This window comes from Emcibacter nanhaiensis, from assembly GCF_006385175.1.
Taxonomy (GTDB): Bacteria; Pseudomonadota; Alphaproteobacteria; order Sphingomonadales; family Emcibacteraceae; genus Emcibacter; species Emcibacter nanhaiensis.
The window spans coordinates 292,399-317,826 of sequence record NZ_VFIY01000015.1 but is presented as its reverse complement, the minus strand read 5'-3'; the positions used below and the strand labels follow the sequence as shown (position 1 = coordinate 317,826).

At 58.1% G+C, this 25,428-nt stretch carries 21 protein-coding genes; 7 read left to right on the top strand and 14 right to left on the bottom strand.

Going from position 1 to position 25,428, the window contains the following annotated elements; translation table 11 throughout:
- Window positions 1–31 precede the first annotated feature (31 nt).
- On the top strand, window positions 32–1,837 hold the full coding sequence (locus FIV46_RS13420; protein WP_139941442.1) for an ABC-F family ATP-binding cassette domain-containing protein: 1,806 nt from the start codon (window positions 32–34) through the stop codon (window positions 1,835–1,837).
- 53 nt (window positions 1,838–1,890) lie between these two features.
- On the opposite strand, the gene FIV46_RS13415 is transcribed toward FIV46_RS13420, so the two are convergent.
- Window positions 1,891–3,438 carry a peptide MFS transporter gene (locus tag FIV46_RS13415; protein ID WP_139941441.1) on the bottom strand — a complete coding sequence of 516 codons (1,548 nt, stop codon included), beginning with the start codon at window positions 3,436–3,438 and terminating at the stop codon, window positions 1,891–1,893.
- A gap of 327 nt (window positions 3,439–3,765) precedes the next feature.
- Between FIV46_RS13415 and FIV46_RS13410 the strand changes: the two genes are divergently transcribed.
- Window positions 3,766–4,902 carry a M14 family metallopeptidase gene (locus FIV46_RS13410; RefSeq protein WP_139941440.1) on the top strand — a complete coding sequence of 379 codons (1,137 nt, stop codon included), beginning with the start codon at window positions 3,766–3,768 and terminating at the stop codon, window positions 4,900–4,902.
- 9 nt (window positions 4,903–4,911) lie between these two features.
- Here FIV46_RS13410 and FIV46_RS13405 read toward each other — a convergent pair whose 3' ends face one another.
- The 4 genes from FIV46_RS13405 to FIV46_RS13390 form a co-directional block, all read right to left on the bottom strand.
- The gene (locus FIV46_RS13405) at window positions 4,912–5,685 is read right to left on the bottom strand and encodes an SDR family NAD(P)-dependent oxidoreductase (protein WP_139941439.1); all 774 of its coding nucleotides are present in this window, start codon (window positions 5,683–5,685) and stop codon (window positions 4,912–4,914) included.
- An 88-nt stretch (window positions 5,686–5,773) separates the two neighbouring features.
- Complete coding sequence (gene maiA, locus FIV46_RS13400; protein WP_139941438.1) at window positions 5,774–6,412, bottom strand: maleylacetoacetate isomerase; 639 nt, start codon at window positions 6,410–6,412, stop codon at window positions 5,774–5,776.
- A 21-nt stretch (window positions 6,413–6,433) separates the two neighbouring features.
- Entirely contained in the window at window positions 6,434–7,420 is a 987-nt protein-coding gene (locus tag FIV46_RS13395; RefSeq protein ID WP_139941437.1) for a fumarylacetoacetate hydrolase family protein, read from the bottom strand.
- A 37-nt stretch (window positions 7,421–7,457) separates the two neighbouring features.
- Window positions 7,458–8,585, bottom strand: a complete 1,128-nt coding sequence (locus FIV46_RS13390; protein WP_139941436.1) for a homogentisate 1,2-dioxygenase — start codon at window positions 8,583–8,585, stop codon at window positions 7,458–7,460.
- A gap of 208 nt (window positions 8,586–8,793) precedes the next feature.
- Here FIV46_RS13390 and FIV46_RS13385 point away from each other — a divergent pair, with 208 nt between their 5' ends.
- Window positions 8,794–9,255, top strand: a complete 462-nt coding sequence (locus FIV46_RS13385) for a MarR family winged helix-turn-helix transcriptional regulator (RefSeq protein WP_139941435.1) — start codon at window positions 8,794–8,796, stop codon at window positions 9,253–9,255.
- A 7-nt stretch (window positions 9,256–9,262) separates the two neighbouring features.
- On the opposite strand, the gene hemN is transcribed toward FIV46_RS13385, so the two are convergent.
- The 6 genes from hemN to FIV46_RS13355 all read right to left on the bottom strand — a co-directional run bounded on the left by hemN (window position 9,263) and on the right by FIV46_RS13355 (window position 16,494).
- Complete coding sequence (gene hemN, locus FIV46_RS13380; RefSeq protein ID WP_139941434.1) at window positions 9,263–10,666, bottom strand: oxygen-independent coproporphyrinogen III oxidase; 1,404 nt, start codon at window positions 10,664–10,666, stop codon at window positions 9,263–9,265.
- A 113-nt stretch (window positions 10,667–10,779) separates the two neighbouring features.
- Complete coding sequence (locus tag FIV46_RS13375; protein ID WP_139941433.1) at window positions 10,780–11,025, bottom strand: Lrp/AsnC ligand binding domain-containing protein; 246 nt, start codon at window positions 11,023–11,025, stop codon at window positions 10,780–10,782.
- Window positions 11,026–11,067: 42 nt separating this feature from the next.
- Window positions 11,068–12,687, bottom strand: a complete 1,620-nt coding sequence (locus tag FIV46_RS13370; RefSeq protein WP_139941432.1) for an AMP-binding protein — start codon at window positions 12,685–12,687, stop codon at window positions 11,068–11,070.
- 96 nt (window positions 12,688–12,783) lie between these two features.
- Entirely contained in the window at window positions 12,784–13,221 is a 438-nt protein-coding gene (locus FIV46_RS13365; RefSeq protein WP_219846123.1) for a MarR family winged helix-turn-helix transcriptional regulator, read from the bottom strand.
- A gap of 62 nt (window positions 13,222–13,283) precedes the next feature.
- Complete coding sequence (locus tag FIV46_RS13360) at window positions 13,284–14,063, bottom strand: SDR family NAD(P)-dependent oxidoreductase (RefSeq protein ID WP_139941430.1); 780 nt, start codon at window positions 14,061–14,063, stop codon at window positions 13,284–13,286.
- Between the two features lie 106 nt (window positions 14,064–14,169).
- Window positions 14,170–16,494 (bottom strand): bifunctional salicylyl-CoA 5-hydroxylase/oxidoreductase, encoded by a 2,325-nt coding sequence (locus tag FIV46_RS13355; RefSeq protein WP_139941429.1) that lies wholly within the window; start codon window positions 16,492–16,494, stop codon window positions 14,170–14,172.
- 457 nt (window positions 16,495–16,951) lie between these two features.
- On the opposite strand from FIV46_RS13355, the gene FIV46_RS13350 reads away from it, so the two are divergent.
- Together FIV46_RS13350 and FIV46_RS13345 are read left to right on the top strand one after the other, a co-directional pair.
- The gene (locus FIV46_RS13350) at window positions 16,952–17,317 is read left to right on the top strand and encodes a DUF485 domain-containing protein (RefSeq protein ID WP_139941428.1); all 366 of its coding nucleotides are present in this window, start codon (window positions 16,952–16,954) and stop codon (window positions 17,315–17,317) included.
- Window positions 17,310–18,986, top strand: coding sequence for a cation acetate symporter (locus FIV46_RS13345; RefSeq protein ID WP_139941427.1), 1,677 nt, complete (start codon window positions 17,310–17,312; stop codon window positions 18,984–18,986). Before FIV46_RS13350 ends, FIV46_RS13345 begins: the two co-directional genes overlap by 8 nt.
- A 69-nt stretch (window positions 18,987–19,055) precedes the next feature.
- On the opposite strand, the gene FIV46_RS13340 is transcribed toward FIV46_RS13345, so the two are convergent.
- Together FIV46_RS13340 and FIV46_RS13335 are read right to left on the bottom strand one after the other, a co-directional pair.
- Window positions 19,056–19,592, bottom strand: a complete 537-nt coding sequence (locus FIV46_RS13340; RefSeq protein WP_139941426.1) for a tetratricopeptide repeat protein — start codon at window positions 19,590–19,592, stop codon at window positions 19,056–19,058.
- 156 nt (window positions 19,593–19,748) lie between these two features.
- Window positions 19,749–20,798, bottom strand: coding sequence for an HpcH/HpaI aldolase/citrate lyase family protein (locus FIV46_RS13335; RefSeq protein ID WP_139941425.1), 1,050 nt, complete (start codon window positions 20,796–20,798; stop codon window positions 19,749–19,751).
- Between the two features lie 204 nt (window positions 20,799–21,002).
- Here FIV46_RS13335 and FIV46_RS13330 point away from each other — a divergent pair, with 204 nt between their 5' ends.
- Entirely contained in the window at window positions 21,003–21,293 is a 291-nt protein-coding gene (locus tag FIV46_RS13330; protein WP_139941424.1) for an HNH endonuclease, read from the top strand.
- Between the two features lie 64 nt (window positions 21,294–21,357).
- Entirely contained in the window at window positions 21,358–22,491 is a 1,134-nt protein-coding gene (locus tag FIV46_RS13325; protein ID WP_139941423.1) for an NAD(P)/FAD-dependent oxidoreductase, read from the top strand.
- A gap of 48 nt (window positions 22,492–22,539) precedes the next feature.
- Here FIV46_RS13325 and FIV46_RS13320 read toward each other — a convergent pair whose 3' ends face one another.
- The gene (locus FIV46_RS13320) at window positions 22,540–25,347 is read right to left on the bottom strand and encodes a TonB-dependent receptor (protein WP_139941422.1); all 2,808 of its coding nucleotides are present in this window, start codon (window positions 25,345–25,347) and stop codon (window positions 22,540–22,542) included.
- Window positions 25,348–25,428 lie beyond the last annotated feature (81 nt).

The window sequence follows — 25,428 nt, the reverse complement described above, 5'->3', positions numbered from 1 at the left end:
AGAAGAGGCAAACTTACTGACAGGATATTTCATGGCGCCGCCGTTACTGACATTGCAGGATATCGCCCTTCGCTACGGCCCGACCCCGCTGTTTGACGGAGTGGAGCTTTATATCGGCGAGCGCGACCGTATCTGCCTGGTGGGCCGCAACGGCTCCGGCAAATCGACCCTGATGAAAGTGATCGCGGGCAGCGTTGAAGCCGACAGCGGCGAACTGTTCGTCCAGCCCGGCACCCATATCACCTACCTGCATCAGGAACCGGACCTGAGCCAGTGGAAGACGGTGCACGACTATGTGATCACCGGCCTGCCGGAAGCTTCGAGCGAGGATCATTTCCAGGCCGACATCATCCTGGAGGACATCGGCCTCAGTCCCGACCTGGAGACCCACAATCTGTCCGGCGGCGAGCGGCGCCGTGCCGCCATCGCCCGCGCCCTGATCAGCGAGGCCGACATCCTGCTCCTGGACGAACCGACCAACCATCTGGACATCGCCACCATTGAATGGCTGGAAGACAGGCTGAAGGAGTTTCGCGGCGCGCTGGTGATCATCAGCCATGATCGCGCCTTCCTCAACAATCTGACCAACACCACCTTCTGGCTCGACCGCGGCAAGGTGCGCCGGCTCGACAAGGGCTTTGCCCACTTCGAGGACTGGGCCGAAACCATTCTCGAGCAGGAACGGATCGAGCGGGCCAAGCTCGACAAGCTGATCGAGAAGGAAACCGACTGGTCGCACAAGGGCATCACCGCCCGGCGCAAACGCAACATGGGCCGCATGCGGGCGCTGTGGGCGCTCAGGGAAGAACGGGCCAAACAGATTAAAGAAACCGGCCAGGTCAAGCTCGAGACCGACAGCGGCAAAACCAGCGGCAAGAAAGTGATCGAGGCCCGCAAGGTCTATAAATCCTTTGGCGACAAGGTGATCCTCCGGGATTTCTCGCTCCGCATCCTGCGCGGTGACCGCATCGGCATTATCGGCCCCAACGGCGCCGGCAAATCCACCCTGCTCAAGATTCTGACCAAGGAGATCGAGCCTGACCAGGGCACGGTCAAGCTCGGCACCAACCTGGAGCCCACCTACCTCGACCAGCAGCGCGGCCTGCTGAAAGACACCAACACCGTGTGGGAGACGCTCTCCGATGGCGGCGACCACATCATGGTGCGGGGACACTCCAAGCATATTATTTCCTATATGAAGGACTTCCTGTTTGACGCCGGGCAGGCCCATACCCAGGTGGGGGCGCTGAGCGGCGGCGAACGCAACCGGCTGCTGCTGGCCAAGACCCTGGCCCAACCCACCAATTTCCTGATCCTCGACGAGCCGACCAATGACCTGGATATGGATACGCTGGATTTGCTGCAGGAAACCCTCAACGACTATGATGGCACCCTGCTGCTGGTCAGCCACGACCGTGATTTCCTCGACCGCATCGTCACCTCGACCATTGTCATGGAAGGCGACGGCAAGGTCACTGAATATGCCGGCGGCTATCAGGATTACCTGCGCCAGCGCGGCGACGTGGCGCCGCAACCCGAAGCGGAGCCGGCCAAGGCCCAAAAAACAGAAGCCGCCAGACCGGTCAAACGGGAAAGCAATAAGCTCAGCTTCAAGCACAAGGATCGCCTTGCCAAGCTGCCGGGGGAGATGGCAGCGCTGGAACAGCGCATTGCCAAGGTGGAAGCCAAGCTGGGCGAGCCGGATTTCTACAGCAAGGACCCGGACGGTTTTGCCCTGCTCAGCAAGGACCTTGAAAAGTCACAGACCGAGCTCGCCGCCAAAGAGGAAGAATGGCTCGAGCTCGAAATGCTGCGCGAGGAACTGGAAAGCTCATAAAAAAATGCCGCCCCGAAGGAGGCGGCATTTCCTCACATAGCGCAGACCGTCTTCTAATGGACGCCGTGCATATATTTCTTCATCAGCGGGGTCAGCACCAGGATAAAGACCCCGACGCCGACGCTGATCAGGCCGATGTTGGTATAGACCTCCATGGTCGCAACCACGTCCAGGTTACCGCCTTCACCGCCGTGACCGCCGCTGCCGGTCCAGCTACTGATCACCCCGGCGACAAAGTTACCCATGGCGGTCCACAGGAACCAGGTCCCCATCACCATGCCGACGATTTTGTGCACGCTGAGCTTGGTGACCATGGACAGGCCGACCGGGCTCAGGCACAGCTCGGCGAGGGTCAGGGACAGATAGATGAAGACCATCCACAGGAAGCTCTTGCTGGTGCTGTCATCCAGGCTCATGCCCCAGGAGAACACCACATAGCCAAGGCCGATCAGCAGCATGGCAATGCCGAATTTGGCCGGTGTCGACGGTTCCCAGCCCTTGTTGGACAGGGCGACCCAGAGCCAGGCCAGAACCGGGGCAAACAGCACGATAAACAGCGGGTTCATCAGCTGCACCTGTGACGGCAGCCAGGTCATGCCGAGGAAATTGAGATCGAACTGCTCGTCGGCCAGCAGGGTCAGGCTGGCCGCCTGCTGTTCGAACAGGGCCCAGAACACCGACTGGATGGTGATCAGGAAAGCGGCCACAAACAGGCGTTCCCGCTCCACCTTGGTACACTGGGTGACGCCGTAGAAAATCATGATCGCGATCATCAACGGACCGACAAAATAGAGTACACCGCCGACCAGGTCCTGATACTGCATCATGATCCAGCTGGCCGCGACAAGAGCCAGGCCGAACAGGTAGATGGTCCATTCCTTGTTGATGCCGATCGGTGATTTTTCCTTGAGCACCGCCGGATTTGATGGCTCAGCCCGGCCATCCAGCAGGCGTTGCCCCCACAGGAACACCAGGAGGCCGAACAGCATGCCGATACCGGCGAGGCCAAAACCATAACTCCAGCCATGTACTTCGCCCACATAGCCAACCAAAGCGGTCGCAATCACGGAGCCGAGGTTGATGCCCATATAGAAGATGGAGAAACCGCCATCCCGGCGCGGGTCATTGGGCCCGTACAGCGCCCCGACAATGGTGGAAATATTGGCTTTCAGGAACCCGACCCCGGTAATGATCAGGGCCAGGGCCAGGAAAAAGATATTCAGGTAGAACTCATCCCGAACCACCACATCGCCGTCCAGATAGGACTGCGGTCCGTGGAACGCCATCAGTCCGTGCCCCGCCACCAGCAGCAGCGCACCAAAGGTGACCGCCTTGCGGCTGCCCAGATAACGGTCGGCCATGTAACCGCCGATGATCGGCATCATATAAACCAGACCGGCATAGGCGCCGTAGATCAGACTGGCCTTTTCGGTGCTGAACAGGTGGTACTTGACCAGATACAGCACCAGAATGGTGCGCATGCCGTAATAGGAAAAACGCTCCCACATCTCGGTGAGAAAACACACCCCCAGGCCGATGGGATGGCCGAGGAACTCCCGCTGCTGGGATCCTTCGCGCAGGTTACCTGTAACTGACGTCATTTACGCATCCCCCCGATGAACTTGAACAGAAGATTTCTTCCGACGGACATTTTCTTCCCCTTGATATTTTAAGGCGCTATTTAGAGCTCTCATTTACACAAACAGCGCACAGTCTGGCAGAATTGGCCGGGGCTGTCACGCTGTTGCAAAGTCAAAACCATAAAACAGACAAATATTTTATACAATCTTTTCCGGTCCGAAAAAGATTCCGCCAATCCCCTGTCTTGCCGCAGGAATCCATTTTCCTCCCGCTCAGCACTTCCCTCCGGAGGCGAAGCCGTGTAAATATCCCTGCAGTAAAAGTGATTCAACACGCGGGGATAACCAATGAAGATCAGCAGCGACTTTGACGGCGGCAATATTGAAGTGATCGAGGCGGAAAATCCGTCCAACATCCGTCTGCATATCCACAAGGATAACAAGTCGGACTTTTTCCAGTGGTTCTATTTCCGCATGACCGGCGCCAAGGGCCAGCTCTGCGCGCTGAGCATCGAGGACGTGGAAAACGCCGCCTATCCCCAAGGTTGGGAAAATTACCAGGCCGTCGCCTCCTATGACCGGAAGAACTGGTTCCGGGTCAGTACCGTTTACAAGGACGGCTCGCTGGTGATCCACCATGTGCCGGAAACCGACTGCGTTTATTATGCCTATTTCGCGCCTTACAGCATGGAACGGCACCATGACCTGATCGCCCGCTGCGCCGCCGACGAAAAAGTCGCGCTCCATACCATCGGCGAAACCCTGGACGGCCAGGACATGGACCTGCTGACCATCGGCACCCCCAAAAACCAACAGGGCGAGGATAAAAAAGTCATCTGGTATATCGCCCGCCAGCATCCGGGTGAGACCATGGCCGAATGGTTCATGGAAGGCATGCTGGAACGGCTGCTGGACGACAATGACCCGGTCAGCCGCACCCTGCTGGACAAATGCGTCTTCTATGCGGTGCCGAATATGAATCCGGACGGCAGCCGCCGCGGCCATTTGCGCACCAATGCGGCCGGCGTCAACCTCAACCGGGTGTGGGAAGATCCGGATTTCAGCAGCGAGCCGGAAGTGGCGTATGTGCGCGGCAAAATGGATGAGACCGGAATTGATCTGGTGCTGGACGTGCACGGTGACGAGGCCCTACCCTATAACTTCATTGCCTGTTTCGAGGGCATCCCCGACATCGACGAATCCCAGCTTGACCTGGCTTATGAATTTATGGACCAGCTGGCAAGGATTTCGCCCGATTTCCAGACCGAGGTGGGCTATCCCAAATCCGCGCCGGGCAAGGCCAACCTGACCATGGCCACCAACCAGCTGGCCCACCGCTATAATGCGGTGTCCATGACCCTGGAGATGCCGTTCAAGGATACGGAAAAGACCCCTTATCCGGAGACCGGCTGGTCGCCGGACCGCTCGGCCAAACTGGGCAAAGCCAGTCTGGATGCGCTGCTGGCGGTCCTGCCCCGGCTGTAAGGGCCAGCGTTAAACTGTCGTGGCCCAGCCGCCGTCGACGGTGACATGCTCGCCGGTGACATAGGCCCCGGCCCGGCTGCACAGGTAAATGGCGACGCCCGCCATATCCTCGGGCGTGCCAATCCTTCCCAGCGGAACTTCGTCGGTGATTTTATCCACACCGACAGCTTCGAACAGGCCCTTGGTCATGGCGCTGGGGAACGGTCCGGGGGCGATGGCGGTGACATTGATATGGTCCCGGGCCAGCCTCTTGGCCAGCACCCGGGTCATGTGCAGCACCGCCGCCTTGCTGGCGGAATAGCTGTAGGTTTCCGGGTCCGGCACATGCAGACCGTCGACGCTGCCCACATTGACCACCCGGGCCGGGTCCTCGGCGCTGCCGGCTTTTTTCAGCAGCGGCAACAGCTTCTGGGTCAGGAAGAACACGCCTTTGACATTGGTGTCCATGACCTTGTCCCAGCCGGCTTCCGGAAACTCCTCCAGCGGCGCGCCCCAGGCGGCCCCGGCATTGTTGATCAGGATATCCAGGCTGTCTTCCCGTTCCTTGATCTGGTCGGCAAACGCGGTCACCCCTTCCATGGTCGACAGATCCGCCTGCAGGCCGATGATTTCACCATATTTGCTGAGCTCCTCCACCGTCGCCTCGCACTGCTCCAGTTTGCGGGAACAGATATAGGTCTTCACCCCATATTCCACAAACCCGCGGGCGATCATGGCCCCGATCCCGCGCGAACCGCCGGTGATCACAGCGGTCTTGCCGGAAATATCGAACAGGTTTTTCATGCTGCACTCCCATTAATTCTCGAATAAAACGATCGTTTTAATTCAGAATACGCAAAAGGCGGCCGGAATGCCAGCCTTTTATGCAGAATCAGCTGGCGTCGGGCTGGTTTTCCGGCAGGGCCCGGATGAACGGGTCCTGGGAATTGCACAGTTCCTCGATCCTGAGAATGGTCGGGAACTCGTCAAGCGGGGTATTAAAGCGACGGGCGTTATACAGCTGCGGGATCAGGCAGGCCTCGGCCATGGTCGGCGTATCGCCGTGGCAATAACGACCGCTGGCACCGTCCTGCAGCATGGCCTCGATGGCCTCGAAGCCGAGCCTGATCCAGTGGCGATACCAGATTTCCTTGGCCTCGTCGGAAATGCCGAGGTCTCCTTTGAGGTATTTCAGCACCCTGAGGTTATCGAGCGGATGGATGTCACAGGCAATGATATTGGCGATCTGGCGCACCCGGGCCCGTCCCGCCGCATCAGCCGGCAGCAGCGGCACTTCCGGCCGGGTTTCTTCCAGATATTCCAGGATCGCCATGGACTGGCCCAGGGTCAGGCCGCCGTCTTTCAGCGCCGGCACCAGCCCCTGGGCATTGAGCTTGAGATACTCTTCGTTGCGGTGTTCACCGGCGAGCAGGGAGACCGGGATATTTTCATACTCCAGCCCCTTGAGATTGAGGGCAATCCGCAGTCGGTAGGCGGCGGAGGATCGGTAATAGCCGTAAAGCGCAAGCATCGCTGTCTCCCTTGATCGTGTTTAGCGCGGCGGGTGGTACTGTTTGACCACCTGGTCGATCTTGCCGAAGATGGTTTTGCCGTCCGCATCGAACATTTCAATCTCGATCCGATCGCCAAAGCTCATGAACGGTGTGCTCGGTTTGCCGTCGGCAATGGTTTCCAGGCAGCGCACTTCCGCCAGGCAGCAGGAACCGTCCTTGGAGCCCTGGTTGGAAATGGTGCCGGAACCGATCACGGTGCCGGCCTCCAGACCGCGGGATTTGGCCACGTGGGAAATCAGCCTGCCGAAGTCGAACGTCATGTCCACACCGGCATTGGGGGAGCCGATCTTGATGCCGTTCAGCGTGGCATGCAGCGGCAGATGCACCTTGCCGTCCTTCCAGGCGTCGCCCAGCTCGTCGGGGGTGACAAACACCGGGGCAAAGGCGGTATGCGGTTTGGATTGATAGAAGCCAAACTGCTTGGCCAGCTCCCCCGGAATCAGGTTCCGCAGCGACACGTCATTGAGAATGGTGATCAGCTTGATATGTTCCAGCCCCTGGGCCGGACCGACGCCGGCCGGCACGTCATCGGTGATGACGGCGAGTTCGGCCTCGAAATCGATACCCCAGTCTTCGCTTTCCATTTCGATCGGATCACGCGGCCCAATGAAGGCATCTGATGCCCCCATATAGATCAGCGGGTCTTCCCAGAAGGTGGCCGGCAGTTCCGCCCCGCGGGCCTTGCGCACCAGTTCCACATGGGTCACATAGGCGGACCCGTCGGCCCAGTGATAGGCGCGCGGCAGCGGCGCATCGCATTCGGCCGGGTCGAAATCAAAACCCTCGATCTTACCAGCGTTCAGGTCGTCATAGATCGCCTTCAGCTTGGGCTCGGCATCGGCCCAGTGGTCGAGCGCCATCTGCATGGTCGAGGCCACGGCTTCGGCGGAAGCCGCCTTGGTCAGGTCGCGGTTGACCACGACGAGCTTGCCGTCGCGGCCTGATTTCAGTGATGCAAGTTTCATAAGTTATTCCCTGTTCAATTCTATTCAGTATGACAGCCTAGTCGTGGCTTTTCCAGCTGTTCACATAATCTTTATTTTCCACGCTGTAGGCGTCTTCGCTCATTTCCACCGGATCGCGGGTGTCGATCATCATGGCATATTCATCGGTTTCCTTGCGCGCCGCTTTTTCCCCGGCCTTGAACGCCTTGGGGTGGGGGCCATGGGTGAAACCGTAGGGATGGAAGGTGACCATACCCTGGTCGATATTGTCCCGGCTGAAGAAGTCGCCGCGATGATAGAAGATGATCTCGTCGTAATCGTCATTGCTGTGATAGAAGGGCACCTTCAGGGCGCCCGGATCGCTTTCGATCGGCCGCGGGGCAAAGGTACAGACCACAAACCGGCCGGCCACAAAGGTGGTATGGGCGCTCGGCGGCAGATGATAGCGATGGCTCATCAGCGGACGGATGTCGCGCACATTGACACGCACCACCGCCAGGTCGCCTTTCCAGCCCGCCGCATCCAGCGGATTGAACGGATAGGTGATGGTGCTGAACTGGTCTCTCGCCTTGACCACCACCCGCCATTCGTCATTGCCCTGCTGAGCCTCGAACGCGGCGTCGATGGCCGGCACGTCGAGCACCGCCGGATCGAAGATGGCGTGCGGGCCGACCATGCCCTTTTCCGGCAACTGATAGCTGCTGTTGGTGGCTTCCACCATCACGATCTCGCAGGGCTCGCTGGCTTCGATGCGCCACATGGTGCCGCGCGGCAGGACGATATAATCGCCGGCCTCAAAGGTCAGGTGACCGAAGTCGCAAAACAGCTCGCCGCCACCATTGTGGACGAAAAGCAGGTCGTCCCCGTCGGCATTGCGCACCAGATGATCCATCTTGCCGGAGGTTTTCCAGACCCGGAATTTCATATGGGCGTTGGAAATCATCATCTTCGCATCCCACGGCGATGAACCGAAGTCGTGCAAAAGGTTGGTGTCAAAGGCATGGGGCTGCAACGGGCCTTCAAAGCTGCTCCAGCCGGTCGGAATATTCTTGTGGTAAAGATGGGAGGCCGGGCCGAAAAAGCCTTCCTTGCCCATTTCCCGCTCATAGGTGCCTTCCGGCAGATCCACATGGGCCTGTCGGGAATGTTCGCCTTCACGATGCGGAAATCCAATCCAGTTTTTCATATCCTGTCCTTTTTCCGGAATTTCAGTTTGAGTGACAGAAAGCCGGCAGTTATATCACGTCCCCGGCACAGCCCTGTGTGCCGGTCAAAAAATGTGATGCCTGAACCTGTAAAGAATGGTAACTTTCTTCTGCACTCCCTACGGGGAAGCATTATAGTTACATTTGTAACTTAATTCAAGAAATATATACTGGAACAAATTCTAAAGTATGAACAACGATAATAACAGCCCTCTCCTGCTGGAAAAATTTCTGCCTTACCGCCTGTCGTATCTGTCCAATATCGTCGGTCGCAGGCTGGCGACCATCTATAGCGAAAAATTCGGCATTGCGCCGCCGGAATGGAAGGTTCTCGCTCATCTCAACCGCTTCCCGGATATTTCCGCCGCCGAAGTGGCGGACAAAACAGCGCTCGACAAAGTGGCGGTCAGCCGGGCCGTAAACAGCCTTCTCGACAAAGGCCTGGTTGAGCGCAGCTATGCCCGGGAAGACCGGCGGCGGTCGATCCTGAACCTGTCCGACAAGGGCCGCGAGACCTACAATCAGATCGAACCGCTGGTCCGGGATTATGAGTCTGTCTTGCTCAATGCCCTCGATGACGAAGAAAAACAGGATCTGGACCGACTGATCACCAAACTCACCGGCCGGGCCGAAGACTCATCCAGTGACTGAGTGCGCCTCAACCTTCGCTTTCATGCAGGCAGCGATAGAGAATATCGGGACGTTCCACAAAGTTGGCCGGCAGGTAACGGTCAAAGACGGAGCAAATCGCCCTGAGATAAGGCCGACCGGCTTCCGTGATGCGGTATATGGACCCATCTCTCTCCATATAACTGGCCCGAATCAGCTCTTCCAAGGCATTGAGTTCACGATGAAACTCCGGAGATAATCCGAATTCGCGGGCCCGGGCTTCCAGATCCACCTGCTGGAAACACATCAGGTCCGAAATAAGCTGGCGCACCAGGCGGTCCTCAGCCGTCACCGCCACGCCGCGCACCACCGGGCTTTCCCCGGCGTCGATCCGCTGGCGGTAAACCCGCATATCAGTCGTATTCTGGGCATAGCCGCCCGGCAGGGAGCTGATGGCCGACGCGCCGAAACCGATCAGGGTATCCGCCACATCGGCGGTATAACCCTGGAAATTGCGGCGCAAAGCGCCCTCTTCATAAGCCTCGAGCAGACTGTCACCAGGCAGGGCAAAATGATCCAGGCCGATGGCCTGATAACCGCAGTCCAGCAATGTCTGGCGCGCCAGGTCAAACATGGCCTGGCGTTGCGCCTGTCCGGGCAGGGTCTCCGCATTGATCATGGCCTGGTGTTTTTTCATCCACGGCACATGGGCATAACCGAACAGGGCGATACGGGACGGCCGGTAGAACACAGTCTGCAGGACGGTTTCCCGGATGGTGGCCTGGGTCTGGTTGGGCAGTCCGTAAATCAGATCGAAATTGATGTTATCAATCCCGGAGGCCCGAAACCAGCCAAGGCAGGTTTCAATCAGCTCAGTGGTCTGAATGCGATTGATGGTTTTCTGGACCTTCTCGTCAAAATCCTGGATTCCCATGGAGACCCGGTTCACGCCGCAGCGGCCATAGGCCACCACTTTTTCCAGGCTCAAGGTCCTGGGATCGACCTCGACGGCGATTTCCGCATCGGGCAGGATTTCATAGGCCTCGCCAATGGCCTGCATCAGGCGATCAAAGTCATTCGCTTCCAGGATGGTCGGGCTGCCGCCGCCAAAATGGATATGGCTGACCTTGCGCCGCCCGGTCCGGGAAGACGTCCAGGCCAGTTCCTGCAACAGTGTCTGCAAATATTTTTCAACCGGTTCATACTTGTTGGAAATATGGGTATAACAGCCGCAGAACCAGCACAGCTGGTCACAGAAAGGAATATGGAAATAGAGGCTGACCGCTTCGTCATCCGGAAGCGCCCGGAGCCAGGAGCTATGCTCCCGTCCGTCCAGAACATCAAACTGCAGGGCCGTCGGATAACTTGTATACCTCGGCAGGCGCGGCTTGCGGGCCGGTCCCGTCTTCAAATTGTCAGCCGTAAAATCCTTGTTTTTTCTCAGAACCGTCATCTGGTCACCTTCAATTCCATCTTGGGTGATGTCATACAGGGACACGCCCCTGTTTTCACTGATCCATATCAATGGATTTTATGACAGGGGAATGACGAATTCTGCGGGAAGGTTTATTTAAAGGCCTTGAAAGCGATCAGGGTAAAAGTGTCCTTGATTCCGTCGATGGCATGGACATGTTCGTTGACGAACTGGCCCACATCCTCGTCCTCTTCGAGCCTGATTTTCATGATCAGGTCAAATTCGCCGGAGATGGAATAGACTTCCTCCACCTTGTCCTCGAGGCGGTCGACCAGGGCGGCGGCGACCTCATAGGCTTTGCCCAGTTCGCATTTGATTTTGACAAAGAAATTCTGCATCTGTTGCTCCAGTCATCCTGTCCTGCGTGTTTCCCGCCGGACCTAAAGTTCCTTGAGTTTAAATCGCTGGATCTTGCCCGTCTCGGTCTTCGGCAAAGAGTCGAGAAAGGCAACCTCCCGCGGATATTTATAGGGCGCTATATGTTCCTTTACATGATCCTGCAGGGCCAGCACAAGCTTGCTGCATCCCTGGTAGGGCTCGGCCGGAACGACAAAAGCCTTCACAATCTGTCCCCGCTTGTCATCGGGGACGCCGACCACCGCGCATTCCCTGACCGCCGGATGGCTCAGCAGCACCTCTTCCACTTCCGGTCCGCTGATGTTGTAGCCGGAGGAGACAATGAGGTCGTCGGTGCGGGCCATGAACCAGAAATATCCGTCTTGGTCCATTCGGTAGGCATCGCCGGTCAGGTTCCAGCCGTCCCGCACATAGACCTTTTGCCGTTCATCCTCCAGATAGCGGCAACCGGTCGGGCCGCGCACCGCCAGCTTGCCGGTCTCGCCGACCGGTACATCCTGCATCCTCTCGTCCACGACCCGCGCCTCATAGCCGCGGATGGCCTTGCCGGTGGCCCCCGGCCGGATCTCCTTGCCAGCGGCGGAGATGAAGATATGGATCATTTCCGTGGAGCCGAGGCCGTTGATCAGGGAAATGCCGGTCGCTTTTTTCCAGTCTTCAAACACCGGCAGCGGCAGGTGTTCGCCGGCCGACACACAGTTTTTCAGGCTCGACAGATCCACACCGCCGATTTCCCCCAGTATGGCCCGGTAAGCGGTCGGCGCGGTGAAACACCAGGTTGCCCGGTACTGTTCGATGGCCCGGGCCAGATTGGGCGGGGTGCCGTTTTCCAGCAGGATGCTGGCCGCCCCCGCCTGCAGCGGGAAGGTGACAAGCGCCCCGAGCCCGAAGGTAAAGGCGATCGGCGGACTGCCGATCACCCGGTCTTCCGCTTTCAGCCCCAGCAGGCCCCGGCCCACGCAATGGCACATGGACATGATATCGCGGTGGAAATGCACCGTGCCCTTGGGTTTGCCGGTGGTGCCGCTGGTAAAGGCAATCAGCGCCACGTCATCGGACAGGGTCGGCAGAGGATCGAATTTCTTCGACCGTCTGGCAACCAGCTTGTCGAACGGGGTGCCCCCGTCACCCAGCGCCGTGAAGTAACCCCTTTCCGCCAGGCAGTCCCGGGAGGCCGCCACCTTTTCCAGATCGTCGGCAAGCCGCTCATCACACAGAGCATGACTGATTTGGGCTTTTTCCACAATCGGGTCCAGGTCGCGGGCCCGCAGCATCGGCATGGTCGCCACCGCAATGCCGCCGGCCTTGAGCACCGCGAACCAGGCCGCCACCATCATCGGATTGTTGAAACCGCGCAACAGCACCCGGTTGCCCGGCACAAGCCCCATATCCCGGACCAGTACGTTGGCAATCTGGCTGGCCTTGTCCGCCAGCTGCGCATAGCTCCATTGCCGGTCTTCAAAAATCAGCGCGGCCCGGTTCCCGTCGTCGCTCCGGATATGCCGGTCCAGCAGTTCCGCCGCCGCATTAAGCCTGTCGGGATACTGAAGTTCGGGGAGTTCAAAAAGAAAATCGGGCCACGCTTCCGGTGCAGGAAGATGGTCGCGCGCAAAGGTATCCTCATGGGCAGTCGGCAAAGACATTTATTGCTCTCCAGTTATCGTCTTCCCACTGCTGGCTGATCCGCCCCGTATTACTGTCATGCCGGCTATCCCGACCGGCCTGTTTTAATTTTCTTGTTATTTTCTAGAGCCGGAGGTTTCCTCGTCGGCTTTTTTCTTCAGACTGTCACGCAGAAAGTCCAGGTGCCGGGTCATTTCGTCGACGGCAGCCTCATCCATGTCCGACAGGATCTCATTGACCCACCCTTCATGGCTTTCCGCCATTTCCCGGAAGGTGCTCCGGCCCTTGGCGGTCAGGCCGACGCTGTAAATGCGCCGGTCGGTCGGCAGGGGCCAGCGCTTCACCAGCCCTTCCTGCTGCAGCCGTTCCACAACCCCGGTCACATTACCGTTGGACACCAGGAGCTGCTTGGACAATTCCCCCATGGTCATACCGCCCGGCGCCCGGTCCAGGGCGGCCATCAGGTCGAATTGCGGCAACGTAACACCGAAATGGGTACGGAGAAGACGACGGGTCTGCTTTTCAATCAGGGCCGTATCCGTAAAGAGACGCAACCACAGGCCAAGTCTTTTCTTGCCCAGCGTCTTGCTATCCGGTTTCAGCTTCTTGTCCAGGTTTACATTACCTCCCCGCCGGCCACGGAGATGGCCTGTCCGGTCATGCTTCTGTTGATATCCTCACACAGCCAAAGCACTGCCGAGGCCACCTCTTCCGGCTGGATAAACCGCTTTTGCGGATTATGTTTTGCCAGTTCGGCGATTGCCTCTTCACGGCTTCGGCCCGTTTTGCTCATAATATTCTCTATTGCATCAAATGCAATATCCGTTTCGGTAAATCCGGGACAGACGGAGTTGATGGTAATGTTCCTGCCGGCCAGTTCCAGGGCCAGGGAGCGGGTCATGCCCTGGACCGCATGTTTGGCGGCGGCATAGGCGGTGACATATTTATAGCCGATCAGGGCGGCGGTGCTGGCGATATTGACGATGCGGCCGCTATCCCGTTCCTGCATTTCCGGCAGCACCGCCTGGATGCAGTACCAGGGTCCCATCAGGTTGACATCGAGCATGGACTGCAATTGCTCGGACGAGGTTTTCATGAAAGGCGCCGGATGGGCCGCTCCGGCATTGTTGACCAGGATATCCACCGGGCCATGGGCCTCCCGGGCCTGGGCAATAACGGCCTCGACCGCGGCCTGGTCGGTCACGTCACAGGACAACGGCAGGGCCGCGGGCAGTGTTTCCGCCTTGGCCTTCAGCACCTCTTCGTTGCGGCCCAGCAGCGTCAGCTTCGCCCCTTCCGCCGCCAGCGCATCGGCGATCGCGGCTCCGATGCCGCGGCCGCCGCCGGTGATCACGGCATGTTTTCCCTTAAACTTTCCCTGAGTCTGTTCGGTCACTTCATTCTCCTGTTCGACAAAGAAATTGCGCCCGCTACACTTGCACTGCCAGCGGACGCAATTCCAAACCTGCCAAGGTTTTAAACCCTAATATCAGGCCCAAAAATTAAGCATTGAGCGCCATCTCCGCCGCCCGCTTGAGATTGGTTTCAAGCTGGGTGAAGGCTGTGAGATACTGCTTGGGCACCTGCACCGCAGGCCCGTGATATTCCTGCTCTGCCGCCGCCCGGATGGTCCACTGCGGGTCCATCAGGTGCGGCCGGCCGATCAGCACCAGGTCGGCGCGTCCGGCGGCAAGGATACTGTTTACATGGTCGGTTTCAAAGATATTTCCCACCGCCATGGTGGACACATGGCCCACATTGCGGATCTGGTCGGCCATCGGGGTCTGGAACATGCGGCCAAACACCGGATTGACCTTGTGCACCGGCAGGGTCTGGCCGGTGGACACGTCGATGATATCGGCCCCGGCCTCGACAAAGGCCTTGGAGATCAGCACCGCTTCTTCCGGGGTGACCCCGTCCTCGCCGCACCAGTCGGTGGAGGAAATACGCACTGACATGGGCTTGTGAGCCGGCCAGGCCTCGCGCATGGCCTGGAACACTTCGAGCGGGAAGCGCAGACGGTTTTCCAGCGATCCGCCATACTCGTCTTCGCGCCGGTTGCTGACCGGCGTGATGAAGCTGGACAGCAGGTAGCCGTGGCCGGCATGCATTTCGATCATGTCAAAGCCGGCCTGTTCGGCGCGCAGTGTGGCGGCGACAAAATCATCGCGCACCCGGTCCATATCCGCCCGGGTCATCTCCCGTGGCGTCTGGTTGCCGTCGTCCCACGGAATGGCGGACGGCGCAATCAGTTCCCAGTTGCCCTCATCCAGCGGCATGTCATAGCCTTCCCAGCCCACCTTCGTGGAACCTTTGCGACCGGCATGGGCCAGCTGCATGGCAATCTTCGCCTGGCTGTGCCCGTGGACGAAATCCACCACCCGTTTCCAGGCCTGCATCTGTTCGTCGGTGTAAATCCCGGCACAGCCCGGGGTGATGCGGCCGTCGGCGGACACATCGGTCATTTCCGTATACAGCAGCCCGGCCCCGCCCATGGCACGGGCGCCGTAATGGACGAAATGGAAGTCGTTGATCAGCCCGTCTTTGGCTGAATATTGCGACATGGGGGAGACCGCCACCCGGTTGGCCAGTTCCATGTCGCGGATTTTATAGGGGGTGAACATGGGCGGCACACGGCCGGCCGGCTTGTCCTTGCCGACGGCTTTATAGGCCCGGTCGGCATACCATTTTTCCACCCCTTCCAGCCAGTCCTTGTCGCGCAGGCGCAGGTTCTCATGGCTCACGCGCTGGGAGCGGGTCAGCAGGCTGTAGGTGAACTGGGTCGGATCAAAATCAAGGTAACGGTCCAGTTCCTCGAACCAGGACATGGAGTTGCGGGCCGCGGACTGCAGTTTCAGGGCCTCAAGCTCGCGCTCGTCCTGATAACTGACCAGGGCGTCCTTCACCTCCTCGCCGGAATTCAGATGCTGGGCCAGGCTGATGGCGTCCTCGAAGCCGAGCTTGGTGCCGGAACCGATGGAGAAGTGGGCGGTATGGGCCGCATCGCCGATCAGCACGATATTGTCCTTGACCCAGGTGTGGCACAGCACCCGCGGGAAGTTGATCCAGGCAGAGCCGCGGATATGGGCGGACTTGGTCATCAGGTCGTGACCGTCCAGATATTTCTCGAAAATCTTGCGGCAGGTCTCGGCGCTTTCCTCGTGGCTCATATGCTCGAAGCCCCAGGCGTCGTAGGTTTCCGGACCGCATTCGACGATAAAGGTGGAGGTCTCTTTGTCGAACTGGTAGGCGTGCACCCAGACCCAGCCGTGCTCGGTTTCCTCGAAAATGAAGGTGAAGGCGTCATCAAAACGCTGGTGGGTGCCGAGCCAGACAAACTTGTTGGGCCGCATGTCGATGTCGCAGTCAAAGGCCTCAAGGTTGTTGTTGCGCACCTTGGAATTGAGACCATCAGCGGCGACGATCAGATCCGCATCGGCAAAGCGGGTCTGCAGGTCGTCCAGTTCAACTTCGGTTTCAAAGTTGAGTTTGACGCCCAGCTCCGCGGCACGGGCATAGAGGATATCCAGCAGGCGCTGGCGGCCGATGCCGATAAAGCCGTGACCGCTGGACTTAACCACCTCACCGCGGATATGCACGTCAATGTCATCCCAGTGGATCAGTTCGCCGATCATATTCTCTGCACTGACCGGATCGTTGGCGCGCAGGTTTTCCATGGTCTGGTCCGAGAAGACCACGCCCCAGCCGAAGGTGTCGTCGGCCCGGTTGCGCTCGTAGACCTCGACCTCATGTTCGGGATTATGAATTTTCATGGAAATGGCCAGGTAAACGCCGCTGGGACCGCCGCCGAGACATACGATTTTCATGATAGTGTTCCTCTCACAGCCAAGGGTTCATCAAATTATTTTAAACTTAATATATTTTATTTTATATTTCCAGATAAAATGCCGTATTGTTTTATATTTTGAACAGCAAAAGACAGTTATATTTGCATAACATATTGCTTTTATTTTATTTTTCAACAAATTTCCCGGCTTCAAAAATTTCCAATATTTTCTTTTATATATAAAATATTTTTTCCGATACTCCCCGTTTCACAACCGACTCAGGCTGTTGCCGGAGTGCTTGTCCCCTATCCATTTGACGTGGCGCCGGATTATATATCGGTCATCAAGGGCGCGTTACCCCGCCTGCGCCCCGGCCTCAACCGCAAATAAGTTTCAAATGAAACCTTGAACCCGCACCGAAAGCTGCGTATTCTTGCGCCTCGGAGAAGCAGACTTTCCATGCTATAAGATTAAAATAATTTTTCGGGAGCTTAGTATGTCGGACCAGAAGGCAGATGAGTACGGCAGTGCCGCACAACAGCAATATCTTCAGAAATTATCCGTTGACCGGGAATTCAAAAGGCTGTGCGGCCTGCGCCTGAAATGGAGCCTGCTGCTCAGCCTGGCGATCGCTATTCCCTACGGCCTCTATATCCTGCTGACGGCCTTTTCCGATCCTGTGATCAGCCAGCCGGTCTCTGACGGCGGGATTGTCACCTGGGGCATGGTGCTGGTTTTCCTGGTCATTATCAACGGCATGATCTGCGCCGGCATCTATACCTGGTGGGCCAATACAAAATTCGATCCGGTCCGCAAAAAGTTCCTGCAGGAGCACGCCGCCGGGGAGAAAGCCGATGGGTAAATTCAAGCTTTCGGTCCTGCTGTCCGCGCTCTCAATCATCTTCACGCCTCAACTGCTGCTGGCCGCCGGAGGCGCCATCGAGGGCGAGGTGGAAAAACAGCCGCTCAACATGCATGCCATCATCATGTTTTTTGTTTTCGTGCTCGCCACGCTCGGCATCACCTGGTGGGCGGCACGCAAGAACAAGACCAAGGAAGACTTCTATGCCGCCGGCGGCGGGATCAAGCCATGGCAGAACGGCACCGCCATCGCCGGCGACTTTATGTCCGCCGCCACATTCCTCGGTATTACCGGCGCCCTGTTCGCCTTCGGCTATGACGCCACCTTGCTGGCGGTCGGCGTGATGGCCAGCTGGCCGGTGATCCTGTTCCTGATCGCGGAAAGACTCCGCAACCTCGGCAGCTATACCTTCGTCGACGTGGTGTCCTTCCGGCTCGACAAAAAGCCGATCCGCACCCTGTCTGCCATCGGTTCCCTGTCAGTGGTGCTGTTTTACCTGATCGCCCAGATGGTCGGCGCCGGCAAGCTGATCCAGCTATTATTCGGCATGGAATATGTCTATGCGGTAATTTTGGTCAGCTTCCTGATGATTATGTATGTGAGCTTCGGCGGCATGCTGGCCACCACCTGGGTGCAGCTGATCAAGGCGATCCTGCTGCTGGCCGGCGGCACCTACATCGCTTTCGCGGTGCTGACCCATTTTGATTTCAGCCTGTCCGCCATTTTCCAGAGCGCCATCGACACCCACCCGCGCGGCAAGGCGCTGATGGAGCCGGGCGTATGGATGGACAATCCGGTCTCCATCATCTCACTGGGCCTGACCATGATGTTCGGCATCATGGGCCTGCCCCATATCCTGATGCGCTTTTTCACCGTGCGCAACGCCAAAGACGCCCGCAAGTCGGTGTTCTACGCCACTTCGATCATGGGCTATTTCTATATCCTGATCGTGATCATCGGTTTCGGCGCCATTACCTTCGTAATGAATAACCCGGCCTATCACACGCCGGACGGCAAGCTGATCGGCGGCGGCAATATGGTGGCCCTGCACCTGACCCACATCGTCGGCGGCGACCTGGTGCTGGGCTTCATGTCCGCCGTAGCTTTCGCCACCATCCTGGCGGTGGTCGCCGGGCTGACCCTGGCCGGGGCCGCCACCGTGGCCCATGACCTCTATGCCAAAACCTTCAAGGACGGGCAGACCGTCAGCAATACGGAAGAAATCCGCGTCTCGCGCATTTCCACCTTTGTGCTGGGCGCGATTTCGGTGGTGCTGGGCATCGCCTTCGAAAACCAGAATATCGCCTTTGTCGCCTCGCTGGCCATGGCCATCGCCGCCAGCGTCAACTTCCCGATCCTGATCCTGGCTATGTACTGGAAGGGGCTGACCACCCGCGGCGCAGTGTGGGGCGGGGTGATCGGCCTGGTCTCCTCCGTCGTACTGATGATCCTCGGCCCCGGTGTGTGGGTCGGCGTCATGGGCTTCGACGAAGCGATCTTCCCCCATGCCTACCCGACTTTCTACAGCATGCCGCTGGCCTTCATCATGATCTGGCTGTTCTCCGTCACCGACAAGAGCGCGCGGGCGGAGCAGGAAAAGGCCCTGTTCGATGTGCAGCTGGTGCGATCTGAGACCGGCATCGGCGCCTCGGGGGCGGCTGAGCACTAGGGCAGGCACCGGATATACAAAAAGAGCGGCACACCGGCCGCTCTTTTTTTATCCGCCAATAGCATCCCGTCAGCTTTCCTGGCTTATATCAAAAGCCGTCTTGCCGGCCCTCTCCATGACATCGGCAATCATGTGGGGACAGCAGCCGCAGGAGCGCATAGTCACCACCATGGAATCCAGCATGATGGTGAGGCACTCCAGCAGCACCTGCCGGTAAATCATCCCGTAAGACCTGTTTTGCACCAGCACCAGCAAGCGGTCAAAAGCCTGCATCAGCACCGAAAGCACCTTTTGCTTGTCACCGGTCTTCAGATAAATGTCGGCAAGATTCTCAGCGGCAATGATATGCGCCGATGCCCGGTCATACAATTCCTGGGCACCGATAAAGGGATCTTCCGCAAAGCCCGTCAACGCAGAAACCGCTTCCCTGTTGGCACGTTCAAAATAGAACCTTGCAAGGCATTTTTTATCCTGTTCCCGGGCTTCATTGCCCAGAACCATGAGCTTTTTCCAGTGCGACTGAACGAAAATCGACGATGTTTTCCCGATGGTGTTATCTACAACAAGTTCAAGTTTTTCCCGGTCATGCGATGCCACTGTATCCATATTGTTCCGCCTTCCTGAGTGATCGGAGTTATTACCTGTCGGGGAGCAAGGATTATTATAATGCTATTGATAATTATTATCAATTATAAATTCCCGTCAGCCATAAAAAAGGGGCCGCTCTTCCGGCCCCTTCCACACTCTCGATATCAGCCGTTGTCAGAAACCGTAGGCGGCGCCCAGTTCCGGATCCTTTTCCGCCACCAGTTTCGCCAGGTCGACCATGACCTTGGCCTGCTTCCAGGTGGCGTCATCCTGCATCTTGCCGTCGATCATCACCGCGCCGGTGCCGTCAGGCATGGCTTCCAGGATCTTTTTGGCAAACAAAACTTCGTCCACATCCGGACTGAACACCTTCTTGGCGATGGCGATCTGCTTCGGGTGCAGCGACCAGGCCCCGACACAGCCCATCAGAAAGGCATTGCGGAACTGCGCCTCGCAGGCGGCATCATCGGAGAAATCGCCGAACGGACCGTAAAAGGCCTTGAGGCCATAGGTCATGCAGGCATCGACCATACGGGCCACGGTATAGTGCCACAGGTCCTGCTGGTAGAAGGTGCGGGACTCGCCCTCGCCTTTTTGATCCTCGAGCACACCATAGAAGGGATGACCGCCGCCGACCCGGGTGGTTTTCATGCCGCGGCTGGCGGCAAGGTCGGCCGGGCCCAGTGAAATACCGTGCATACGCGGGCTGGCCGCGGCGATCGCGGCCACATTGTCCACCCCCTGGGCGGTTTCCAGGATGGCGTGAATCATGATCGGCTTGGTCACCCCGTTACGGGCCTCGAGCTGGGCCAGCAACTGATCCAGATAATGAACATCCCAGGGGCCTTCCACCTTGGGCAGCATCACCACATCCAGCTTGTTGCCGACGGCGGCGACGATCTCGGTCACATCCTCCAGCATCCAGGGGGAATTGAGGCAGTTGATCCGGGTCCAGAGCCCGGTCTTGCCAAAGTCGACAGCCTTCGCCACTTCGATGAAGCCGGCCCGGGCCGCTTCCTTGGCGTCGGCCGGAATGGCGTCTTCCAGGTTGCCAAGCAGCACATCCACCTGGCCGACCATATCCGGCACCTTGGCGCGCATTTTTTCCACATGGGGCGGAAAGAAATGAATCATCCGCTCCAGCGCCACGGGGATCTCGCGGTACGGTTCCGGCGCGCCGATGGCCAGCGGTTTGAAAAAATCCTTTGGTGGTTTCTGCATCATTTTCCCTCATTTATTGACCGGCAGCAAAATTGCGGCACTGCACAATATCATTACCCCAAACTAGCAAATATCCGGCAAAAATCCAGAATAAAATTACTATCCTTTGGTATCGGTTGAAATTTTATTACTCTACTTCTGTTTTTATTGCGCTACAGCATAATAATTCTTCCTTGTCTGCGGCATCTGGCCGGGCATAATAGTCCGATGACAGAAGACTCCGCTGACATCTGCCTACTGTGCCACCGGCCGCTGGGCCGGAGAGTCGAGAAACATCATCTGGTCCCCAAGTCGCTGGGCGGGCGGGAGGTGGTTTTGTTGCACGCCATCTGCCACCGCAAGATCCACAGCCTGTACAGCGAGCGGGAACTGAAGCACAATTTCCACAGCATCGAAAAGCTGCGCGACGAGGCGGAAATCCGCTCTTTCTGCCAATGGCTGCGGGGCAAACCCGCCGATTTTTACAAACGCACCGAGCAAAACCGGCGCGGCAAATGACGAATTGCTATTGACCCGCCCGACGGGGCTTGATACCGCTTGGAAAAAAAGGGATATCTCTGAGATGCAACACGCAGATTTCATCATTATCGGCGGGGGAATCGCCGGCGCCGGCGCCGGCTATGAACTGTCCAAGCTGGGCAAGGTCTTCCTGCTGGAGCGGGAAAGCCAGCCCGGCTATCACACCACCGGGCGCTCCGCTGCGGTCTACAGCTCCACCTACGGCCAGGGCGATCCGGTTTTGCGCGCCCTGGTGCTGGGCAGCACCGACTTTCTGAAAAATCCGCCCAAGGGATTTTCCGAACATGCCCTGCTGCACCCGCGGGAACATCTGTTCATCTGCGACCGGGAAGACCTCAAGCCGCTGGACAAACTGCATGACGACCTCGCCCGGGTCACCGACGATGTGACCTGGCTCGGCCGGGAGGAAATTCTCGGGCGTATACCGCTGATGACCGAACCGTTCCTGGAAAAGGCGCTGCTGGAACGGGACATCGCCGACATGGACGTGCATGCCCTGCATGAAGGTTTCCTGCGTGGCCTGCGGGCCCGGAGTGGCGAGGTCATCACCGATTCTCCGGCGGAAGCCATTGAACGTGTCGGCAAGAACTGGCAGGTCGACACCCCGACCGGCAGCTATACGGCGCCGATTGTGGTCAATGCCGCCGGCGCCTGGGTCGACGAAGTGGCCCGGATGGCCGGAGCCGCCCCGATCGGCATCCAGCCCTTGCGCCGCACCGCCATCCTGGTGGACCCGCCGGAAGGCGTCACGGTCGACGACTGGCCGTTTGTCACCGAGGCGCAGGATACTTTTTATTTCAAGCCGGACGCCGGCAAGCTGCTGGTCTCGCCCATGGACGAGACCCGGTCCGAACCCTGCGACGCCCGGCCGGAGGAAATGGACGTGGCCTATGCGGCCCATTACCTGGAGCAGGCCATCGGCCGACCGGTCAAGAAAATCGACCATCAGTGGGCCGGGCTCAGGAGCCATGTGGCCGACCATCATCCGGTGGCCGGATTCGCCCCCGATGCGGACGGCTTCTTCTGGCTCGCCGGCCAGGGCGGATTCGGCATCAAGACTGCCGTGGCGCTGGGGCGGATCACCGCCTCGCTCTGCCAGGGCAAGGGCCTGCCGGAGGACATTATCGGTTTCGGCCTCAAACAGAGCGACATCTCGGTCGAACGGCTCGCAAAATAAAAAAAGCCCCGGATTTCGATCCGGGGCTTCTTCCTCAGATTATCCTGATCAGAACTTGGCTTTGACGCCGAAGTTAATGGTCATGTCAAATTCATCATACTGCATCATCCGGTCGCCGTCTTCAGTGCGGTAAACCGCAGTCCATTTCTCGTTGGTGAGGTTGGACACTTCGCCGTAGATTTTGACGTTCTCAGTCACTTCATAGCTGGCGGTCACATCCAGCAGGGTGCGGCCGAGCACATAACGGTCACCGTCGCCTTCGTTGACCTCATCGAGATACTCGCTGCGGTAGCTGAGCGCCGCGCGGAGGGAGAAGCCGTCCTTCTCGTAACCGACGATGCCATTGGCCACATGCTCCGAGGTTTTCGGCAGCGGTACATCCACCAGATCGCCATCACCGTTGAGATACTGACCTTCACTGTCGGTGTAGGTATAGTTGGCGCCGACAATAATCCCGTCGAACGGGGCCGGCAGCATGGACAGGGTCTGCTGGTAGTTCAGCTCGATGCCGGTGACTGTGGCATCCTCACCGTTCTGCGGCTGCACCACTTCAGCAAACTCGATGCCATTGAGAGTAGTATCCTCGAACACCTGGTCAAAATGGAAGTTCTTGATTTCCTTGTGGAAGAACCCGGCAGAAACGATGGAGTCGTTGTTGGGATACCATTCGATGCCCAGGTCAAAGTTGTGGGCGCGGTAGGGATCCAGGTTCGGGTTGCCCAGTTCACCCTCACGGATGATTTCACCGTCATCATCCTCGGATTCGATGGCGCCGCTCGGCACCATGTCGCCGATCTTGGGACGAACAACAGATTTATAGTAAGCGGCCCGCAGGACCGCATTGCTGCCGTCGAAGTCGTAACGCAGGTTGATGCTCGGCAGCCAGTCGGTATAGCTGTTTTCACCGGCAACTTCTGTGACGGAGAACTCGTCACCGACAATTACCTCATTCGCCGTGGCGTCATAGTCGGTATGTTCGACGCGGACACCGGCGACAACCCGCAGGTTATCCACATCAACGCTGCCCATCAGATAACCGGCAATGATGTCTTCATTGGCGGTATAGTCCAGTGCTTCGGAACCAAGCGTGGTGTCGTCTTCCTGAAGCTCGAAACTGCCTACGTTGGCGAAATAATGGTCGCGCAGCGCCTGGTTGTCGGCACCGATGCCGCCCTGGGTGCCGTCGAGACCATAGTCCACATCGGTCAGGAAATCGGCCATGGTGAAGTCACCTAGGTCTTCGTAGACCAGGAAGGTGTTATCACGGTTTTTTTCGCGGGTCTTATATTTACCACCGAATTTGATGTAACCCTGGTTGCCGCCAATCTCCAGATCCCGGCGCACGTCCAGCTTGAAGGCCCATTCGTCATCTTCGGTGATGTTGTCGGAATATTCCATGGAATCCAGCTCATAATTGCCGGGATCCGTAAACAGGGCGCGATCTGCGTCAGAGGCAAAGATACCAAACGGCAGTAACGGATCGGAAATATCCACACCCACATTCACCCGCTCGTCGGATTTGAAGTCGGTGTCCAGACGGTCCGGCTCACGCTCTTCGGAATGGGCGTAGGCAACGCTGTATTCGAAGCTCCAATTGTCCAGGAAGGTTTCCCCGCCGAGAACAGTAGAGATGATTTTCTGGGTTTCGATGCGGTCCTTCAGGTCGCGGTCGGCCTTGGCTTCCAGGAAATAGATTTCCGGACCCACTTCGTCCGCACCGTCGGCGAATTCGCCGTCCTCAAATTTAACCTCGGTGCGCTGGCGCAGCTCGGTATCCTTGAAGCTGCTATACAGGGAGCGCAGGTAAAGATTGGTGTCATCGCTCGGGCGGAAATCGATATTCAGGGCCGCGCCGAAGCGCTCGCGGGTGACGGCATAGTCGCGCAGTTCCATTTCAGCGGGATAGAGTTCACCGATTTCGTTATCGGCATCGTCACTGTCTTTCCAGCCGCCGTCGACTTCCTTGTTGTCGGCGCCGTGCTTGCGCTCCTGCCAGCTCACGGACGCGGCAATGGCGACTTTTTCACTGAGCTGGTCGGCATAGGTGGCGGACAGTTTCGGGCTCAGCTTGTCCTGCAGCTTGTTGTAGCTGCCTTCCGCTTTCAGCTTGATCAGCCGTTTGTCCTTGTCGAAGCCGGAAATGGTTTTCACATCGATATTACCGCCGATGAAGTCGCCGTCCATGTCCGGGGTGGCGGATTTGGTCACCTGCATGGTTTCCAGCAGTTCGGACGGGATCACGTCCAGCGCCACCTTGCGCTCGTCCCCTTCCGGTGACGGCAGGGAAACACCGTTGATGTTGGTGGAGTTCAGGTTCGGGTCGATGCCGCGCACAATCACAAAGCGGCCTTCACCCTGGTCCGTCTCCATGGACAGACCCACCAGGCGGCGGGCGGCTTCAGCGATATTCTGGTCCGGGAAGTTCCCGGCGGCGTCAGCGGACAGATAGTTGGCAATATTGTCGGCGGCGCGCTGTTTGTTGAGGGAGCTGTTCATGCTGCCGCGCAGGCCGGTCACCACGATCTCTTCCAGGTCGTCCTGACCGAAGATAAACATTTGGCTGACATTCTCTTCACCGACGGTGATGGTGCGGGTCACCGGTTTGGTCCCGACGTAGGAGATGTTCACCTCGTAGGTACCGGCGGCCAGGCCGCGGAACCGGAACCGGCCGTCGGTATCGGTGGTGGTCCGCAGGCCCTCGGACCTGATTTCAACAATGGCGCCTTCCAGGGCATAGCGTTCGGAGCCTTCCAGCACCGTGCCGGTGAAGTCGGCAGCAGCGGCAACCGAGCCCACTGTGGTGACGGAAAGCGCTGTGGCCAGGAGAAGGGACTTGAAAGAATTTCTTTTGATCATTTTTCCACCCGTAATTGATTGGAGACTTTTGTAAGACAAATACTGATTTTCATTTCCAACGGGTTTATTTTTCCAATGTTA

Bases quoted from the DNA above. Each gene is read 5' to 3' on its own strand.
- FIV46_RS13420 (WP_139941442.1), top strand. From the start codon at position 32: ATGGCGCCGCCGTTACTGACATTGCAGGATATCGCCCTTCGCTACGGC.
- FIV46_RS13415 (WP_139941441.1), bottom strand. From the start codon at position 3,438: ATGACGTCAGTTACAGGTAACCTGCGCGAAGGATCCCAGCAGCGGGAG.
- FIV46_RS13410 (WP_139941440.1), top strand. From the start codon at position 3,766: ATGAAGATCAGCAGCGACTTTGACGGCGGCAATATTGAAGTGATCGAG.
- FIV46_RS13405 (WP_139941439.1), bottom strand. From the start codon at position 5,685: ATGAAAAACCTGTTCGATATTTCCGGCAAGACCGCTGTGATCACCGGC.
- maiA (WP_139941438.1), bottom strand. From the start codon at position 6,412: ATGCTTGCGCTTTACGGCTATTACCGATCCTCCGCCGCCTACCGACTG.
- FIV46_RS13395 (WP_139941437.1), bottom strand. From the start codon at position 7,420: ATGAAACTTGCATCACTGAAATCAGGCCGCGACGGCAAGCTCGTCGTG.
- FIV46_RS13390 (WP_139941436.1), bottom strand. From the start codon at position 8,585: ATGAAAAACTGGATTGGATTTCCGCATCGTGAAGGCGAACATTCCCGA.
- FIV46_RS13385 (WP_139941435.1), top strand. From the start codon at position 8,794: ATGAACAACGATAATAACAGCCCTCTCCTGCTGGAAAAATTTCTGCCT.
- hemN (WP_139941434.1), bottom strand. From the start codon at position 10,666: ATGACGGTTCTGAGAAAAAACAAGGATTTTACGGCTGACAATTTGAAG.
- FIV46_RS13375 (WP_139941433.1), bottom strand. From the start codon at position 11,025: ATGCAGAATTTCTTTGTCAAAATCAAATGCGAACTGGGCAAAGCCTAT.
- FIV46_RS13370 (WP_139941432.1), bottom strand. From the start codon at position 12,687: ATGTCTTTGCCGACTGCCCATGAGGATACCTTTGCGCGCGACCATCTT.
- FIV46_RS13355 (WP_139941429.1), bottom strand. From the start codon at position 16,494: ATGAAAATCGTATGTCTCGGCGGCGGTCCCAGCGGCGTTTACCTGGCC.
- FIV46_RS13350 (WP_139941428.1), top strand. From the start codon at position 16,952: ATGTCGGACCAGAAGGCAGATGAGTACGGCAGTGCCGCACAACAGCAA.
- FIV46_RS13345 (WP_139941427.1), top strand. From the start codon at position 17,310: ATGGGTAAATTCAAGCTTTCGGTCCTGCTGTCCGCGCTCTCAATCATC.
- FIV46_RS13340 (WP_139941426.1), bottom strand. From the start codon at position 19,592: ATGGATACAGTGGCATCGCATGACCGGGAAAAACTTGAACTTGTTGTA.
- FIV46_RS13335 (WP_139941425.1), bottom strand. From the start codon at position 20,798: ATGATGCAGAAACCACCAAAGGATTTTTTCAAACCGCTGGCCATCGGC.
- FIV46_RS13330 (WP_139941424.1), top strand. From the start codon at position 21,003: ATGACAGAAGACTCCGCTGACATCTGCCTACTGTGCCACCGGCCGCTG.
- FIV46_RS13325 (WP_139941423.1), top strand. From the start codon at position 21,358: ATGCAACACGCAGATTTCATCATTATCGGCGGGGGAATCGCCGGCGCC.
- FIV46_RS13320 (WP_139941422.1), bottom strand. From the start codon at position 25,347: ATGATCAAAAGAAATTCTTTCAAGTCCCTTCTCCTGGCCACAGCGCTT.